The 14,814-nt window shown below is 44.7% G+C and carries 12 protein-coding genes; 7 read left to right on the forward strand and 5 right to left on the reverse strand.

The annotated features are described in order from the left end of the window. Positions 1 to 379 precede the first annotated feature (379 nt). The 7 genes from EFA47_RS16260 (at position 380) to EFA47_RS16290 (ending at position 7,365) form a co-directional block, all read left to right on the forward strand. Positions 380 to 1,684 (forward strand): ABC transporter substrate-binding protein, encoded by a 1,305-nt coding sequence (locus tag EFA47_RS16260; RefSeq protein ID WP_122644198.1) that lies wholly within the window; start codon positions 380 to 382, stop codon positions 1,682 to 1,684. A gap of 42 nt (positions 1,685 to 1,726) precedes the next feature. Further along, positions 1,727 to 2,605, forward strand: coding sequence for a carbohydrate ABC transporter permease (locus EFA47_RS16265; protein ID WP_330512217.1), 879 nt, complete (start codon positions 1,727 to 1,729; stop codon positions 2,603 to 2,605). Between the two features lie 2 nt (positions 2,606 to 2,607). Beyond that, a complete protein-coding gene (locus EFA47_RS16270) occupies positions 2,608 to 3,444 on the forward strand; it encodes a carbohydrate ABC transporter permease (protein WP_122644199.1) in 837 nt (278 codons plus the stop codon). A 6-nt stretch (positions 3,445 to 3,450) separates the two neighbouring features. Beyond that, on the forward strand, positions 3,451 to 4,776 hold the full coding sequence (locus EFA47_RS16275) for an ADP-dependent glucokinase/phosphofructokinase (RefSeq protein WP_235853277.1): 1,326 nt from the start codon (positions 3,451 to 3,453) through the stop codon (positions 4,774 to 4,776). 34 nt (positions 4,777 to 4,810) lie between these two features. Further along, positions 4,811 to 5,674 (forward strand): ketose-bisphosphate aldolase, encoded by an 864-nt coding sequence (locus EFA47_RS16280; RefSeq protein ID WP_122644201.1) that lies wholly within the window; start codon positions 4,811 to 4,813, stop codon positions 5,672 to 5,674. Positions 5,675 to 5,731: 57 nt separating this feature from the next. Next, positions 5,732 to 6,592: a MurR/RpiR family transcriptional regulator gene (locus EFA47_RS16285; RefSeq protein WP_235853278.1), complete on the forward strand. Its 861-nt coding sequence runs from the start codon at positions 5,732 to 5,734 to the stop codon at positions 6,590 to 6,592. Positions 6,593 to 6,672: 80 nt separating this feature from the next. Then, positions 6,673 to 7,365, forward strand: a complete 693-nt coding sequence (locus EFA47_RS16290; protein WP_122644202.1) for a D-lyxose/D-mannose family sugar isomerase — start codon at positions 6,673 to 6,675, stop codon at positions 7,363 to 7,365. 72 nt (positions 7,366 to 7,437) lie between these two features. Here the strand turns inward: EFA47_RS16290 and EFA47_RS16295 are convergent, their stop codons facing one another. The 5 genes from EFA47_RS16295 to EFA47_RS16315 all read right to left on the reverse strand — a co-directional run bounded on the left by EFA47_RS16295 (position 7,438) and on the right by EFA47_RS16315 (position 14,795). Further along, complete coding sequence (locus EFA47_RS16295; RefSeq protein ID WP_122644203.1) at positions 7,438 to 8,388, reverse strand: phosphoglycerate dehydrogenase; 951 nt, start codon at positions 8,386 to 8,388, stop codon at positions 7,438 to 7,440. Next, on the reverse strand, positions 8,385 to 9,302 hold the full coding sequence (locus tag EFA47_RS16300) for a dihydrodipicolinate synthase family protein (RefSeq protein WP_122644204.1): 918 nt from the start codon (positions 9,300 to 9,302) through the stop codon (positions 8,385 to 8,387). The genes EFA47_RS16295 and EFA47_RS16300 overlap by 4 nt, the downstream gene beginning before the upstream one ends. A gap of 52 nt (positions 9,303 to 9,354) precedes the next feature. Next, a complete protein-coding gene (locus EFA47_RS16305; RefSeq protein WP_122644205.1) occupies positions 9,355 to 12,573 on the reverse strand; it encodes a glycosyl hydrolase in 3,219 nt (1,072 codons plus the stop codon). 2 nt (positions 12,574 to 12,575) lie between these two features. Continuing rightward, positions 12,576 to 13,901 carry an ABC transporter substrate-binding protein gene (locus EFA47_RS16310; protein WP_235853279.1) on the reverse strand — a complete coding sequence of 442 codons (1,326 nt, stop codon included), beginning with the start codon at positions 13,899 to 13,901 and terminating at the stop codon, positions 12,576 to 12,578. A 132-nt stretch (positions 13,902 to 14,033) separates the two neighbouring features. Beyond that, the gene (locus EFA47_RS16315) at positions 14,034 to 14,795 is read right to left on the reverse strand and encodes an amidohydrolase family protein (protein WP_122644206.1); all 762 of its coding nucleotides are present in this window, start codon (positions 14,793 to 14,795) and stop codon (positions 14,034 to 14,036) included. Positions 14,796 to 14,814 lie beyond the last annotated feature (19 nt).

A 14,814-nucleotide genomic window follows, 5' to 3' on the forward strand; every position in this document is an offset into this window, starting at 1 on the left:
TCCAGGTTTTTCTATACTTTATTCAAACCATAAATATCATAGCCGGCTTCCTCACCTTTATACAGTACCTATCTCCCTCAAAAAGTAATTAACCCGCCTATACTATTTCCAATTATCTCTGAAATATTCCCATTTTCTATTATTTTGGCAGTCTCATTCAAGAAATATTATTACATACAAGAAACTAAATTTCACAAATACAAGAAAAACTATTGACATTATGAAATATTATTTTATAATGTATTATACAATATGCATAATTGAACTTGATTTAAAACGTTTAAAACATATAAATTACATAAAAATATCACCTTACCGTATTAAATCATTTTCATAAGTATGCAGAAATAAAATTTCTTTTAATCAGGAGGAAAAAATTATGAAAATCAAGGCAGTATTAAAGAAAATGTTTTCTGTTGCGGTTGCTGGGGCTATGTCAGTCTCATTAGCCGCCTGCGGATCCAGCGGCTCATCGGAGGAAGAGGGAGGCACAAAAAGCGCAGACGGTGTGACGCTGGAATTCCAGCAATGGTGGGGTGTGGAACTCCCTGACGGCGCATTGGCAGACATATGCCAGGATTTTACAGAGGAAACCGGCATTAACATTGAACTCCTCAGCAATCCATATGCGGATACAAAAACACAGATTGCATCAGGGGCGGCTTCGGGGACAATGGCCGATGTTGTTGGCCTGGACGGATCCTGGGTATACGACTTTGCAAAGCAGGGATCCATTGCCGACCTGACAGCTTTAATGGATGAATCAGGTTACGATGACAGTCAATTATCAGACCAGATTCAGTTTGAAGGGAATACATATATGATTCCTGTAGTGAACTTTGCATATCCAATGTACGCCAACCTGGATATCCTCGAAGCGGCGGGCGTTACAGAACTTCCCACTACACGGGATGAATTCCTGGCAGCCTGTGAGGCAGTAAAAGCATACGATGACAGTATAGCCGGGTGGGCCATTCCACTATCAACAGAATCCCCGGCAGGAGTCCAGAATCAATTTATGACATGGCTGTGGGCAGACGGCGCTTCCATGATGACAGAAGACGGCAAACCCAACCTTGCCGGAAATAAGGATTTAGAGGAGACCACAGATTTTATTAAAGAGATGTTTGACAAAGGTTACATTGCAGACGGCGCCTATGCGATGAAAGAACCTGACATGGTAGAGGAATTTACAAATGGCCGCGTAGCCTTTATGACAGATGGCGTCTCCCACTTAACAACAATCAAAGAAGGGGCTCCTGACCTTAACTTTGATTACATCAAAGTCCCTGCTGCAGGAACTGATGTAGAAAAAGGCGGAATGTCAGTCGCAAACTGGGGAATCGGCGTCGCAGAAAATTGTGAAAATAAGGCAGAGGCATGGCAGTTTATCGAATACCTTATGAGTCCAGAGGTAAACGCCAAGCTGGCAGTACTTGCCAATGCATTCCCAGGAAACTCTGCATCAGAGCCAGATTATTCTGAATCTGATCCTTTATTTGTAAAGGCTTACGAGTTATTCCAGGACAGCACGGCGATTAATGAATTTACAGGACTTCCTACATCTGAAGACCTGATGAGAAGCTTTGGCGAAGAATTACAGTTATATCTTGACGGGGACACGGCTTCTGCCGCAGACATGCTCGAAGCAGCCCAAGAACGCTGGGAGCCTGCGTTTGAATAAAACCCCGCTGTAACCCTATTTCTGAAAAAGGAGATGGAGTAATTGACAAATTTAAAGAGAAAATCCACGCCATATCTGTATCTTCTTCCGACAATTATTTTGATGTGCATTTTATTAATTATACCAGTTGCCATGGTTATCTACTATTCATTTTTTGACAACGTTATTATTAATAAAAACCCTTCATTTGTAGGCTTAAAAAATTATATAGATGTGCTGGCCGACCCGGTATTTTTAAAATCTATTAGAAATACACTGATTTTTGTTATTGTCAGTATTATCGCACATTTCATTATAGGCATGACCTTTGCAACTATTTTAAACACACGGTATCTCAGCAAAAGGACCAAAGGAATCTTCCGTGTCATTTATGCACTGCCCTGGATGTTTACGGCATCTGTAATCGCAATTGTATGGAGGATGGTGCTGCAGCCAAACGGCGTGCTCAACTACCTCCTCCAAGGCCTGCACATAATCAGTGAAAATGTGGAATGGCTGGGGTCAAGGGATACCGCACTTTTTGCTGTAACTCTTATAAATATCTGGTCGGGGTACCCCTTTTATATGATAAGTATCCTGGCCGGGTTACAGGGGATTTCCACAGATTTATACGAGGCCTCTGCCATCGACGGGGCAAACTCTGTACAGACATTTTTCCATATAACGATCCCCACATTAAAACCCATCTTAATCAGCCTCCTTATGCTGGATTTTGTTTGGACCCTCCAGCAGTTCGCTTTAATCTGGATGACCACGGGAGGTGGGCCAGTAAATGCAACTGAAACAATCAGTACATATATTTATAAGCAGGGATTTACAAAGTATGAGTACTCCATGGCATCTACCGGGGCAGTCATCCTGCTTGTGGTATGTACGGTCATAGGAATCTTCTATGTCAGGCAACAGAAAGCGGGGGATTAAGTATGATTGGAAAGAAAAAACTGAGGGTTAAAATACTCATTATTATCCTTCTGGCCATAGGTACAATTTGGGCTGGCTTCCCGGTTTTATGGATGATCCTAAATTCATTTAAGCCAAATTCAGAGATTTTCGCATGGCCTCCTACCTGGATTTCAGAGAATTTCAGCTTTGACGCATATAAAGCAATTTTTACAAACCCTGAGCAAGTCCGCTTCTTTTTAAACAGTTACGCGGTTACGGCCATTGTGGTCATACTTACACTGGTTATCGGAATCCTGGCTTCCTATGCGTTCAGCCGCTTTAACTTTCCCGGCAAAAGCATGATTAATACAATTATCGTGGCAGTGCAGGCTGTTCCGCCTATTACATTGTTAATTCCCTATGTGAGCCTAATTGTAGGCCTAAGACTGTTCAATACATATGGGGCGCTAATTCTTACATATATGGTATTCACACTCCCTTATGCAATTCTCATGACAACAGGGTATTTCAATACCTTGCCCAAAGAACTTGACGAGGCAGTAATGATCGACGGCGGTTCCAGATTCAGGGCCCTTTGGACAATTCTTGTCCCGACAGCCATCCCCGGACTTGTATCCGTGGGTATGTACACTTTTATGCAGGCATATAATGAATACTTGTTCGCACTGGCACTTACTAAGACAAACAATATGCGCACAGTACCTGTGGGAATCAACTTATTAATGGGGCAGCATGCATATGAATGGAACCAAATGATGGCAATGAGCGTCCTTGGCTCTCTGCCAATCCTACTTTTATTCCTGTTTTTCCAGAAATATTTTATTGCAGGAATGACGGCAGGGTCAGTCAAAAGCTAGAGAGGGGTGGATAACTTGGATTTGAAAGAAAAGTATATTGAGGCATATAACGCGCTCGATGAGGTGATACAAAGAAGAGTTCAAAATGAGCATTATCCCGCCTTGGGGTATACTAGTAACTTGGATCTTTTATGTGAATTCCAGACAGGCCGTCTAAATACGCTGCTTGCAGAGCATATGAAGGGCAAAAGGCTATCTGAAATGAAACCCCCGGCAAAAATACATACCATCCAGGAACTTTTGGAGACAGTAGTATATTACTGCTCCCGTGGAATCGGCGGCGAAGTGGATATAGAAAATACAGAATGCCTGAAAGAGAGTTTTCCCTTTCAATATGGGATAGGAGGGACAGCAGTACAGGCCGCGCTGGCGCTTAATGCAGTAGGATGCCCCTCAGTTGTACACTTGACAGATGATTCAAGAGAAGTATGCACAATACTCAATACGCCTTTTGTACACACAGTCTCCCAGGAAGGGCAGCTTATACACACGGATAAGATTGCACAGACAAATGAACAAGAACCCCATTTTATTATTCAATTTAAAAAGGGAGATAAAATTTGCCTTGAAGGGCAGGTAATAGAAATCCCATGCTCAAACCGGCTGATCCTGACTAAAATTACAGTAAACGAGTTCGTACCGTTTTATAAGCCATATTTTAGGTGGGTAGAAGATCATGCGCCAAAAGTAAGCAGTAATGTACTTTCAAGCTTTAACGCCCTCCTGGATGCAGAGGTTCTTAAGGAACATCTGGATTTTGTCAGAGGCCATATAGAGAGGTACAAAAAGAACAACCCAAAAGGAATCGTATTTTTTGAAGATGCCCACTATCATGACATTCATGTGAAAAGGCTGTGCCTGGAAAGCATATATTCCTGCATTGATATTGTAAGTTTAAACGAAGAAGAACTAAGTTACACATTAAATAAAATGTATCAATTTGAAGTGGATACCGGCGACATATATTCTTGTGTAAAAGGCGCCAAATATATCAGGGAAAATTTCAAAGTGAGAAAAGGCGTCATTATCCATACTAAGGATTATTCCATGTATGTGGGGGATCCACTGGACTTTGACATTGAGAGAGGACTTATGTATGGCAACATGATGGCGACCGCAAAAGCGGCGAAGGGTTCCTATGGGGGCCATAGGCAGATAAAAGAAATCCTAGGATATGAATTAAGCGAAAAGGGATTAAAGTACTATCAGGAACTTAAAAACAGTAAATACGCTGAAGAATCGGTTCTAGTCCCGTCCAAATACCTGGACCGCCCAAAGTATACAATCGGCCTTGGCGACTCCTTTGTCGGAGGAGTCCAGATATGTTTTTAATATAAAAATCTTAACTAAATGGAGGTAATAAATTATGTTAATGAATATGAGTGAAATACTATCAGTGGCTAAAGAACACAAATTTGCGCTGCCAGCGTTTAATATCAGTGATTATTCCATGTTTCTTGGAATTATGGATATATGCGAGGAAACAAACTCACCGGTAATTATCGAAATACACCCTGATGAATTAAGTTTTATCGGGCCTGAGATGGTAACAGCTATCAAGGAAAGGGCATATAAGTCCCCTGTTCCTGTATGCATCCACTTAGACCACTGCGGGGATTTCGGAAAAATCATCTGGGCAATCCAGAGCGGCTTTACTTCTGTAATGTTCGACGGGGCAGAGCTTTCCTTTGAAGATAATATAAAAGGAACTAAAAAGGTAGTCGAGGCAGCCCATCCAGTCCATGTATCTGTCGAAGCTGAATTAGGGACAATCGGTTCCCTGGAGCCTGAAGACTTAGAGGGCGGTACTGCAGCTATTATCTATACGGATCCTGAGGATGCGGCTAAATTTGTAAAAGAGACTGGCGTTGACACACTGGCAATAGCAATTGGAACATGCCATGGCCTGTACCCGGCTGGTATGAAACCAGAATTAAAACTTGATATCCTCAAAGAAATTGAAGCAAAAGTTAATGTACCCTTAGTACTTCATGGGGGTTCCAACAATCCAGATAAAGAGATCGGAGAGTCTGTCACTCTCGGAATTAATAAAATTAATATTTCCTCTGATATTAAAGCGGCCTACTTCCAGAAGATGAGAGAAGTGCTCCAGGATCAGGGATTAAGAGAACCTAATGTAATTGAACCCATTTGTATAGAAGCAATGAAAGAAGTGGCAGAGCACAAACTTGAACTCTTCCAGACAATCGGGAAAGCGTCTTTATACTAATAATAACTTATGCTATAATAATGACAGCAAATAATTGTTATGGCAGGTGTATGAATTGTGGATAAAAGTGACGGAAAAGGAAACATTTTAGCAAGGGAAGTATTTCAGGTTATCAGAGAGCAATATGACCACATTTTTTCAGCGGAGCGAAAAGTAGCGGATTATATTCTGCAGAACCCTCAAAAAGCGGTGGATTCTAATGTATCGGAGCTGGCAAAGGCCAGCGGCGTCAGTGATGCCACCGTTGTCAGGATGTGCCATCACATAGGATACAGCGGCTATTACCAATTCCGAATAACGCTGGCCAGGGACTTAGGGAGAGAACAATATGCAGACCCAACCCCCATACAGGGGAAGGGCGCGGTACAGCAGATATTTAATGAATACGCCGAGACACTGAGGAACATAGGCCGTACAATTAATTCAGATGTTATGTGGAACTGTGTAAATCTGCTAAAAACTTGTAAGCAGGCACATATTATGGCCGTAGGCAATACAAGTCCGCTGGCACAATATATGGGGTTCCGCCTCGGAAGGCTGGGCATTAAGAGTACGTATAATGTGGCTCCAGAATATTTTCTCAATCATATTAACCTGGCCGATGACGGGGATATTCTTGTTGCCATTACCCAGTCCGGAACCTCCAGGCAGGTTATCCAGGGGATGGAGCTTGGAAAGGAAAAGAACCTTAAAAGTATTGCCATTACAGCATATGCCCAGTCACCGGTTTCCAATTTAGCCGATTACGTCCTCTTATCCACAAGTAAAGAAGAATCCTTTAACTATTATAAAGGGTATGCACATTTAAATGAAACTGCCGTGATCGATGCTCTGCTCAATTTTGTCACAAACGAAGAATTAATTAAGATAAGACATGCAGACAAACCAGAGATTATTCTGTCAGAATATAAAATATAATCGTACTGCCGAAAGAACCATCCAGCAGATGGCATGTTCTGTTTCGCGTCAGTTCTTTGAAGATAAGGAGAATCAAAGATATGAAACGTTCAAAAATTAATAAGGTCATAAAGGATATGGAGGCATTAATCAACCAGCATGGTTTTGAGATTCCTCCCTTTGCTAAATGGACCCCAAAAGATTGGGGGCACATAGGACATGAATACGATGAGGTCCGGGACAACTGCCTTGGCTGGGATATCACAGATTACGGCCTTGGCAGCTTTGATAAGATTGGATTTTCACTGCTTACAATCCGCAATGGCAACCAGAAAAGGCCTAAAGAGTATCCAAAGCCATATGCAGAGAAGCTCCTTATGCTTTACGAAGGGCAGACGGCGCCTATGCACTACCATTGGAGTAAGATGGAAGACATCATTAACCGGGGAGGCAACGATATTTACATTACTGTATACAACGGGGATGAGGATGGCAGTATGCTGGGCACAGATGTGACTGTATATTCTGACGGAAAAAAAGAATCCGTCCCTGCAGGAACTAAAGTGCTTCTGAAGCCGGGACAAAGTATTACAATTACCCCCTATATGTACCATGACTTCACCGTACCCGACACAGGAGGGCCTGTCCTGCTTGGTGAAGTCTCTATGTGCAATGACGACGAGCATGATAACCGCTTTTATGAACCCATCGGGCGTTTTCCAGAGGTGGAAGAAGATGAGCCTCCATACCGTCTGCTCTGTAATGAGTACCCCGCCGCAAAACAGGCAGAGTGACAGGCCCACAGCCAGAAACCTCCCCGTGCACTGCCCCGCAGTATAAGGGGAGGTTTCTGGCCGTAGTCTCTGTCATACTAGTCTGTTTTCTGGCTCCTTGCCTTCAAACACACTGAGCAGTGCTTTTGCAGTCACAATAGAAGTGGTCTCACAATTTTCATACGTCTCGGCAGATACATGGGGCGTAGCAATATAATTATCAAATCCGAACAATTTCCCTTTTGTATCCACAGGCTCCTGTTCAAATACATCTGTTCCAAATCCGCCGATTTTCCCGCTTTTTAACCCCTCCGCCACATCGGCCTCCTTCACAATGCTCCCTCTTGCAGTGTTTACAATCAGTACTCCATCCTTCATCAATGAAATTGTCTTCCTGCAGATTAGATGTTCTGTTTCCTTAGATGCAGGTAGATGCAGGGAAATAATATCTGAGTCCCTAAGCACATCCTCCATAGAGGCCATCCTGACCCCCAACCTGTCCGCCTCTTCCTGGTCTGGGTATTTATCATATGCACTCATCTCTGTACCAAATCCTTTGAGCCTCAGCGCTACATTTTTTGCTATCGCGCCAAATCCCAGGAATCCAATTTTACAGCTTCTCAGTTCATGGAACATGGGCCTTGGCCACTCTCCCCTGCGGACTGCCCTGTCCATTTCAGGCACTCTTCTCATAAGGGCAAACATCAGGGCAATGGCCTGTTCTGCCACAGCAGAAGAATTAATTCCAGGACTATTGCACACCACAATCCCATGTCCCTCTGCTGCTTTTAAATCTATATTATCCACGCCCACGCCAAACCTGGCCATTGCCTTCAGCTTCGGGGCCAAGCAGAATATATCCTCATTCCATGTATCTACGCCCACAACCACCCCATCTATATCTTTTACAATATCCTTCAATTCCTTGTATGTATATGGCCTGCCGTGGGGATTTTCCAAAATTTCACACCCAGCGTCTTCTAATATTTTCTTTCCAGCCTGACAATACTTTGAGTAGTTTGTCGCCGTCACCAATATTTTCATGTCAATCTCCTTATAAAATCTGTCATCCTCATAAGCTGATCTACTTCCAGCTTTCCAGTATCAGTGAGAAGAGAAGGCGCTTTTACCCGGGTATAGACCGAATGAAAGTTTTCCATTTTAACCTGGGCATACTTTGCATTCACAGGATATACCTGGCGTTCAATCAGTGATGCTATTGTCAGGAAATCTGCAACTGTACGTGCCTTTTGGGGATATTTGTTATAACTTCTGCAGAGCCAGACATACAGATCGGGATGAAAATTGGCCATCACCCCGCTGAAACCACTGCACCCCATCTCCAGGGACTCTATAAGCGTAGATGAGTTTGCGTTAAACAGCTTCAGCCCGCTGCCTTTTATCTGCGTAAGCTTTTCCCGAATATTCTCAAGGTCACAGCTTGTGTCTTTTATAAAATAAAACCGGCCCGTATCGGCGCACCATTTTAAAAGCTCCGGTGCTATGATTCTTTTATATGGATACGGGCATTCATAAAAGCCGAGGGGAATATCCTTTGGAAGCCTAAGGAGCAGCTTTTTTAGGTTTTCAAGCCACACATCATCACCTTCATTTTCAGCGGCCAGCCTGTTGGTGAGAAGAATCAATGCATCCACACCTGTCTGGGCCACTGCATTTAACTCCTTTACCTGATCCTCAAAGGAGTCCGATATATGCCCCGACGCTACCACAGGCACCTTCCCCGCCGCCTTTTCCTTTACAAACCGGGCAATCTTCACCCGCTCTTCCAATGATAAAAAAAACATCTCACTGGACTGGCAGACTGCAAAGAGTCCTGCCACACCATGGCCAATATACCATCTTGTCAGCTTTTCAAGTGCCTTATAATCAACCTTATTATTTTCTGTAAAAGGAGTCAGCATAACAGGCCATACTCCATCACTAAAATGCTTTTCCATCTTCCATCCTTCCTTCCGGCCGGCCAAAAAGCCACTATCATATATTCCTGGGTTATTGCTTAATATAGAACAGGGGTGTTGTGAGGAGCCCCATTTCTTTAAGCTGGTACTCATAGCTCCATTTATTTAATGTTGTCCTCCACAAATTCGGGCCATACCATTTCTCTGCCGCATCTGCATTATGTACTGCGCCAAATGCGTTTATTCTGTTGCCAAAAACTTTAATACGTACATGATGCTTTCCCTTTTCTATCCTTCCACAGTCGATACGGTAGGGAGCCAAAATCAAATTTTTCCACCCCTTCTGGCCTACCTGCACCTGCACCAGGGCCCCTCTGTAGTGGGACGCTTCAATCCACAGGCTTCCCCCCTCTGTATCCACGGCTGTTTCGTAAATCATGTTTCCCGCATAAAAGGGGAATCCCTGGGTTGTAAGGTCGCCATAGTACAATCTCTCCGGCAGGGCCGTAATGACCTTTTTCCGTCCCCAAACCCTGACTCCAAACTGCCCCAGAATATAATACCACTCTATATTTGTCTTTCTGCCAAATGGTATATGCAGCTCAAATATCGTATCTCCCTTTGTTAAGCCTGGAATTTTACACCTCCGGATACTTTTATCTACATACCATCCGCAATCTTTAAAATCTACGCTTCTCCCATTTATGTAAATATTAGATCTGTCCAGGTTCTCCCCGGCCAGCTCTATCTTACCCATATCTATTTCTGAAGAAACCGTAAACCTGAGTTTTAATACATGCCCTTCCTTCTCCCCTTCCCCTTCTGTCCAGGGTTGGGCCAGGGCTTCCATCCTCTTTGGATACTCCAGTTTCTGACGAAAATAATTATCGATTCTCAGCAGCTCTTCTTCCTGCTGCCAGGGGCCGCTGTCAAAAGCATACTCTGCCAGATCCAGGAGGCAGCAATTATCCTCCTCCAGTACATAGCCTTGTGGCTGTGGCAAATAACGGGGATTTTTAAGCGGCATACATTCCTGGCCTATACATTCCCCCTCTGGCTGGACATGCCCCACATCCCCTTCCCCATTCACACGCCCTGTATCCAGCTTAAAAAGCAGGCTGCCATGGGCCGACGTATATGCTGTAATCACTGTGCATCCATCTATATACTCTGCTTTTACCTTCCGTACATTCCCATCTGCCGTGTCCCACAGGCTGGGGATATATTCTCCTTTTACTGTAATTCTTAATTTCTCCGTATATGTAATATGCTCATTTACAGGTTTATTGACATGGCAGAGGAACAGCCAGTCATGGTCTTTCTCCTTACGCATCTGATAAAACATATTGTTGGTTCTGGTTCCGTTTTCGCGGTGCTTCATACGGGTAGGGTCTGTCCCGTCCACGGGCACAGACGACACATCTACTTTCCGGTATTTTTCCAGAGCCTCAATCAGTTCTGAAGAATTGTACCCAATCTGCTCACACTGGGCAGCCAATGCAGCGGGCAGGGGACTTTTGCACCCATCCAGATACTCCGGTTCCTTTCCCATGAAAATCACATGCCCTCCGGCCTCCCTGAATGCTCTTAGCCGCTCGTATGTGTTTCTCCTTAAAGTGGTACAGGCCGGAACAATCACTGTCCGGTACTCCATTTCTCCCATAACAAACCCGTCCCCTTCCTGGGCCTGTCCCTCCTCTGCCAGGACAGCTTCTGATATGAAGTCAAAATCCAGGAGTCCGTACAGCAGCCACTGAATAATATTTTCAAAGTTTGTTTCCAGCATTTGTCTTACAGCGGCAGTCTGGCTAACGCATCCCCAGTATAACCAGTAAGATTCAACAGGATGGATGACAGCAATATCCACAGAGGGTTTTCCCCTGGTCAGTACGGTATTCAGCCTTGCAAAGTGATCCTCTATTGTGCTGTATTCCTTATACCAGGGTGACTGATACCCAATACTGGCCGGATAATCTCTTTTTGCCTCTCCCTCCATAGAAGCCCATGTAAGATGGGGGACTCTGACAGTTACTCCCAAAGCTGCCTGCCAGTCCCCGGCAAGCTTATGGTTCCTAAAATCAAAGTCCCATCCTGTCACCCCATATATTTCGCTTGTACATCCCTCCCGCCCCATCTGGCGGGCAATGCTCTGGGCCTGTTTTGCTGTAGAAAACTCCCTCCTGTCACAGAGCATATCAATTCCCGGCAGTGTAAAGGCTTTCAGGGGCCTCATCACCTCGCCTGCAGCCACTGTCTGTGAGTACAGGGTCCATTCATTCATCATATGTCCTGTCAGCGCCAGATTGTGACCCTCACACCAGGCTCCCACCTGATCTCCAAAAGCCTCTGAAAAGCGTTCGCACACATGCCTGTGATATAGGTATCTTATTTGGGAGACCTCCCCCTTCCCCCTCTCCCAGATAAGCTCTGGCAGATGTGCCAGTACAGATACTCCATACTTTCCTTTAAAAGAGGACTCAAAGTCATCGGTAAAGGGCAGTACCACTGGTTTCTCTTCGAAAGGGCCAAAAAGAATTTCTTTATGGCCCGTCTGAGGTTCGTCCGTAAATATGGCAGGGATTGTTTTCCCAAAGTCTTTTCCCAGGCGGGCGGCATACTTTTCGTGGGTAAGCCTGATAAACTCTCCTATGGCCTCTTTGTCCATAGTATTTACATATGCCTGGTTGTTAAACCAGGGGGTATCCCCCGATACTTCCAGCCATGCTGACCAAACAGACCTACGGGTTACATTCTTGTCTGATAAAGCTTTTATATGGCTGTCCCCGTGCACGCTGCCGCACTCTTCCCCGCTGATCCTTGTGTATCTTTTCAAATACCCTTCCTTATCCAGGATAACTTCATAATGGCCCAAAAGAGTTCTCTCACTGCTTCTGACAGCCTTGGCGGCTGCCATATAACCTTCCTCTGCCTCCTGGCAAAACCCATATGGCTCCCATACAAGGAACCGGGAACGGAATTTACTGTTCTTGGTGACGCCCCCTCCGGCAGTGCCGGAAGGCCATCTGTCCTCATCATAGAGCCAGCAAAGCAGGCCTTCCTCTTTCATCTTCTCATGGCACTTTATTACATTCTGAAAAAAATCCTCTCCCAGGTAGGGGGTATCCAGCCCTATCCGGCAGTGGATATGCGCCCCTCCCATTCCCATTTCTTTAAATACAGGAACCTGCTCGATTAACTGCTCTGTTTTGAGCCTGCAGTTCCAGGCCCAAAACGGAGCTCCCCTATATGGGGCAGGAGGGTCTTTAAATACATCTTCCCTCAATTCTTCATGTGATTCTTTGTAAAGCATAGTTATTTTACCTGTTCAAACTTCGTCTGCATTGCCGTTGTCACATCTTCTGCGCTGGCATCCCCTGCAATTACTTCCTGGAACTTCGCAGTCATCTCATCACTCACGCCATTGGGCCATGCATTATTGAGGTTATAAATTGTAGACAGTCCGTCATATCTTGCGAAATACTCCTGGATTAACTCCCGGTTGTCAGAAAGGTTATTATGCGCAGGGATATTATCATTGGTCTTTGCCCATTCCTCAAAAAGAGGGGTTCCTTCTGTAAACCAATAACTCATTACAGCCTTAACCGCATCCTCATGCCCCTCGTTTGCACCTCCAAAAATACCTTCTGCAGGAGTCAGGTTGTAGACCATATCCTCGCCCTCCTCATTGGAAGGAAGCATGAACAATCCTCTTTCAAACTCTGCCGCCCCCTCTGCCATCAAGGCTTCCCAGCCAAAGCTTCCGTCAAAAGTCATAGCGGCACGGCCGTCAATAAACGCCTGTCTGGCCTGATCATGGGAAAGTCCCAGTGTATCTTCCATAACATACCCGTTATCATACAGATATTTATACTTTTCCACGGCCTCCACCCAGCAGGCATCCGTAAACTTTGTTTCTCCCGTATATAACTGGTCGTCAAACTCAGGGTTATCCGCATATATGGCAGAAGCCCCTGTCATGTATATGCCAAACTGAATCACATAGGCATCCTTATCCCCCATGACTATAGGCGTGATTCCAGCACTCTTCAGTTTTTCACAGCAGTCAATAAACTCTTCCCAATTCATCGGAGCCTCTGAGATCCCTGCCTCCTCGAACATAGACTCATTGTACCAGGTAGTCAAAAAGCTGGAACCCAGCGGCACTGCGTAATTTTTGTCATCAAATGTAAAAGAGTCCACCATATCTTCCCTAAAATCCCCAATACACTCCAGATCGCTTAAATCCAGGCAATACCCTGCTTCAATCAATGGCTCTGCCTGTTTGTCAGGCCACCATTCAAACAAGTCAGGGCCCTCCCCGCTGGCAAACTTCATCTGAATGGTAGACTTATAATTATCACTGGGAAGCTCCTCAACTTCTATGTCTATGTTTGGAAACTGCTCGTGAACCAGTTCAGGCAAAGTCTCATTATAAAACTCATTCTCACCGCCTGTAATAAACATAAAATTCAAAGTCACATCTTTCCCATCGTATGTGAAACGTGAGTCTGTGCTTTCTGCCTGCCCAGAGCTGCCAGAATCGCTGCTTTTTTCTGAGCTGCCTCCTGAGCATCCTGTCAGTATCATAGACCCTATCATGCTGAATATCAGCAGTCCGCTTACAATTTTCTTCCTCATTTTCTTTCTCCCTTCTTTTGCTTAAATTTCCGGAAATTTCTCAGTAATCTGCAGTACTTCTAACTTCGGAAGCCTTTCATTCCCTTGGATACAATATAGCATCGCCCAAGTAACTTTTTATTTTATTATCAGTCACTTTTCATGGCACTGTAAGCCGATGCCGAAAACGCTCTCCGCTGTCCTGTAAAATAACTGTTCCTCCCACTCAGGGTAATCTTCCAGTATTCTTCTGTATTTTGCCAGCTCTGTAGGGAGCTGGAGGGGGGAATCTGAGGAAAACATCACTCTTTCGGGCCCTAAGGCCAACAGGGCGCTTAAGGTTTCCCCGATTCCACATCCACTGGGTTCAATATATACCTGGCTGAATTGTTCTGCCAGCCTGATTGCCTGCGAAGCAAAAAAGCCATTTCCAAGATGGGCGATAACCAGTTTCACATCCGGAAACTTCCTGGCCGCCTTCCACAATTTTGCAGGGTCTGAAAAAGGAACCCCGTATCCTGTATGTACCATAACAGGCACGCCAAGTTTTCTGGCATTTTCGAATACAAACAGCCCATCCTTTGACTCCGGGTCCACGGCATGTCCTACAGGCGTCAGCTTTATCCCCACAAAGTGGAGTTCTTCTATACACCGTGCTGCCTCCACAGCATATTCCTGATGTCTGAAATGGGGGTTTATAGACGCCATCCCCCAGTAGTTTTTATTTCTTTCACAAAACTTTGCTATCCTGTCGTGGTATCTTCTTGTGTCCTCAACATATGGCCTGCCTATAAATGGCTGTATAATTCCACCTGTTATTCCATATTTGTGGTTTGCCTCCAGCAGTTCATATTCTGAATGGCTGCAGTCAAATATCACGTCATCTCCCAGATGGCAATGGGCATCCAATATCATAATCCATTTCCTTCTTTCC

Source organism: Luxibacter massiliensis, from assembly GCF_900604355.1.
In the GTDB taxonomy this organism is placed as follows: Bacteria; Bacillota; Clostridia; order Lachnospirales; family Lachnospiraceae; genus Luxibacter; species Luxibacter massiliensis.

Bases quoted from the DNA above. Each gene is read 5' to 3' on its own strand.
- EFA47_RS16260 (WP_122644198.1), top strand. From the start codon at position 380: ATGAAAATCAAGGCAGTATTAAAGAAAATGTTTTCTGTTGCGGTTGCT.
- EFA47_RS16270 (WP_122644199.1), top strand. From the start codon at position 2,608: ATGATTGGAAAGAAAAAACTGAGGGTTAAAATACTCATTATTATCCTT.
- EFA47_RS16280 (WP_122644201.1), top strand. From the start codon at position 4,811: ATGTTAATGAATATGAGTGAAATACTATCAGTGGCTAAAGAACACAAA.
- EFA47_RS16290 (WP_122644202.1), top strand. From the start codon at position 6,673: ATGAAACGTTCAAAAATTAATAAGGTCATAAAGGATATGGAGGCATTA.
- EFA47_RS16295 (WP_122644203.1), bottom strand. From the start codon at position 8,388: ATGAAAATATTGGTGACGGCGACAAACTACTCAAAGTATTGTCAGGCT.
- EFA47_RS16300 (WP_122644204.1), bottom strand. From the start codon at position 9,302: ATGGAAAAGCATTTTAGTGATGGAGTATGGCCTGTTATGCTGACTCCT.
- EFA47_RS16305 (WP_122644205.1), bottom strand. From the start codon at position 12,573: ATGCTTTACAAAGAATCACATGAAGAATTGAGGGAAGATGTATTTAAA.
- EFA47_RS16310 (WP_235853279.1), bottom strand. From the start codon at position 13,901: ATGAGGAAGAAAATTGTAAGCGGACTGCTGATATTCAGCATGATAGGG.
- EFA47_RS16315 (WP_122644206.1), bottom strand. From the start codon at position 14,795: ATGATATTGGATGCCCATTGCCATCTGGGAGATGACGTGATATTTGAC.